The 2,296-nt window shown below is 62.8% G+C and carries 2 protein-coding genes; both read left to right on the top strand.

The window, feature by feature from the left end; all coding sequences use genetic code 11:
- Positions 1–1,528 (top strand): DUF4082 domain-containing protein (locus AB4Y86_RS17115; RefSeq protein WP_441403364.1); only part of this gene is annotated, 1,528 nt, incomplete at its 5' end.
- 323 nt (positions 1,529–1,851) lie between these two features.
- Positions 1,852–2,154, top strand: a complete 303-nt coding sequence (locus AB4Y86_RS17110; RefSeq protein WP_441403363.1) for a putative quinol monooxygenase — start codon at positions 1,852–1,854, stop codon at positions 2,152–2,154.
- Positions 2,155–2,296 lie beyond the last annotated feature (142 nt).

Here is a 2,296-nt window from a genome sequence, read left to right as displayed (position 1 = left end):
GGTCGGGATCGGGACGGTTCACCCTCAGCCCGCGAGCGCCGCGACGGCCTACCACGGCATTTTCTCGGATCCCGGCTGGGCCGGCCCAAACAAGGGCGATTCCGGCGCGCAGGTGGAACTTGGGCTTCGGTTCAAAACAGACGCACCCGGGACGATTGGCGGAATCGCGTTCTATAAAGCGGTTGGTGCAACTGACAATTCCCATATTGCCCACCTTTGGGACACTGCCTCCGGCTATAGTGTCCGTGATTTGGTCATCACCGATCAGTCTGCGTCCGGGTGGCAGTTCGGCTATTTTTCGACGCCGTTCGTTGCAACGCCGGGCCATGACTACACGGTTAGCTATGGCGCGGGCGACGGCCACTTTGCATTCGACGCCAGCTATTTCCAGATGGGCCGGAACATTTCGAACAACCTCTTGGAAACGGTCACGCGCACCACGACCGAAGCGACCGGCGTTTATATGTACGAGGCTGCCGGGTTGAACGGGGCGATTCCTCGGGGTGACGGATCGGGCGCAAACTACTTCGTAGACGCCCTGTTCGCACCGGCACCCGCCGAGACGCCGGCGCCGACACCAACGGCAACGGCCACCTCTACGCCGGCGCCGACCGCGACGCCCACGCCGACCGCGACTCCGACTCCGACTCCGACGCCGACCGCGACTCTCACGCCGACGCCAACGCCATCGCAGACGCCGACCGTCGCGCCGACGCCTGCTCCCCCCGCGCCGACACCCATTCCCTCGCCGGTTCCCCCGGCACAGAGTTCCTATCCGCTCCATACCAACATCGTGTCCACGAGTTTCTGGGTGGGCGAGATTTTCAATGCCAACCTGGCGGACGGCTCGCAGGTGTGCTCCACGTACGACAGTCAGTGGGCCATGCACTGGGGCGGCAAGAACACTGGCACCACGCCCGCCTGGGCATCCGGTTGTGCAGGGTCGGTGTACGGCTCATGTGACGGCACGGGGTCTGGTACGGGCACGTCATTCAAGTGCGCTACCGAAGCACGGACAGCGACGAACGGCTTTGAACCGTCCGCGGGAACGCCCAAGGAAAACGCCTTCTACCTGGATCTTCCCTATGACGACGTGAACGACGCCACCGCCTTTGCGGAACGTTGCTCAGTCATCACCTGGGCGGCGGCCGACAACGCAGCTACCGGCAAGAACAACTGCGCAAACTCGAACTACTCGTACATGAAGAATCGCTGGGTGGCGATCACCGGCCCGAACGGGCACACCTGCTACGGCCAGATCGAAGACTCTGGGCCTTCCTCGGGAAGCCTCTACCACGACAAGGGCTACGTGTTCGGTCAGAACAACGCCCGGCCCGTCAACAAACAGTTCTCAGGTGACCCCACCCAAGGCGCAGGCATGGACGTCTCGCCCGCGCTGAACGGGTGCCTGGGTTTCGCTGACCTGGACGGCGACAGCGACCATGTCGCCTGGAGCTGGATCGACCGGTCGAACGTACCCGCCGGCCCCTGGCTGGACGTGGTGACCACTTCGCAGGTGACGCAGTAAAAGGGCGGGATAGTCCACCTTGATTGCCCCCGCCTGCGTCGCCGGCGTCTCGGTTGCGCTGACCACCGGTACTGCACCCTCGACCACCGTGGAGCTGAACYAGCCACCATGAAGTCGTGAGCGCGTAATGCCAAAGGACAGGAGCGCCACCATCACGCCAGCCAACGTCTGACGTCGCCTCATAATCCCGTGTCAGATCCGAAGAGCCCCCTTGCGCAAGAACGAACGTCATGCCACAGTGCGCCCATGAATGAAGCCCGCTTCCAGTTCGTGCGTCTCGCCATTCGGATCCGAACGTCGCATTGTCCTACTACGGTGGTGCTATGACCTTTGCGAATGTGGGGACGCTCGGCGTCGTCTCAGGTAAGCGGGACGAGTTGGTGCGCCATCTGACTCGACGGAGCGAGACCCTCCGGCAGCTCGGCTGCCTTGCTTACGAGGTTGGCGTGAACGAGGACGATCCTGACACCGTCTTTGTAGTGGAACTGTGGGAGAGCGAGGAGGCGCATCAGTCTTCCCTCGCGTTGCCGGAAGTGCAGGCCTCGATCTCGGCCGCACGCCCACTACTGTCCGGTACTTTCGGAGGATTCCGATTCGAGGTCGCCGGGTCGCCGCTTCGCGACTGACACGAGCCGATCGCGTCGGCATCCGAGGAAATAAGACCCCAGTCGTCGCTCGTCTAGACTTCCAGAAGGCACCGGGTCGGCTGATTGAAAAACGCGTAAAGGGGATCCTTGGACTTCGATGATTTGGCGTGCGGATGGGAGC

Source organism: Arthrobacter sp. 2YAF22_2 (assembly GCF_052114645.1).
Lineage (GTDB): Bacteria > Actinomycetota > Actinomycetes > Actinomycetales > Micrococcaceae > Arthrobacter.
The sequence above is the reverse complement of the archived record's forward strand: the minus strand, read 5'-3'. Positions and strand labels throughout refer to the sequence as shown.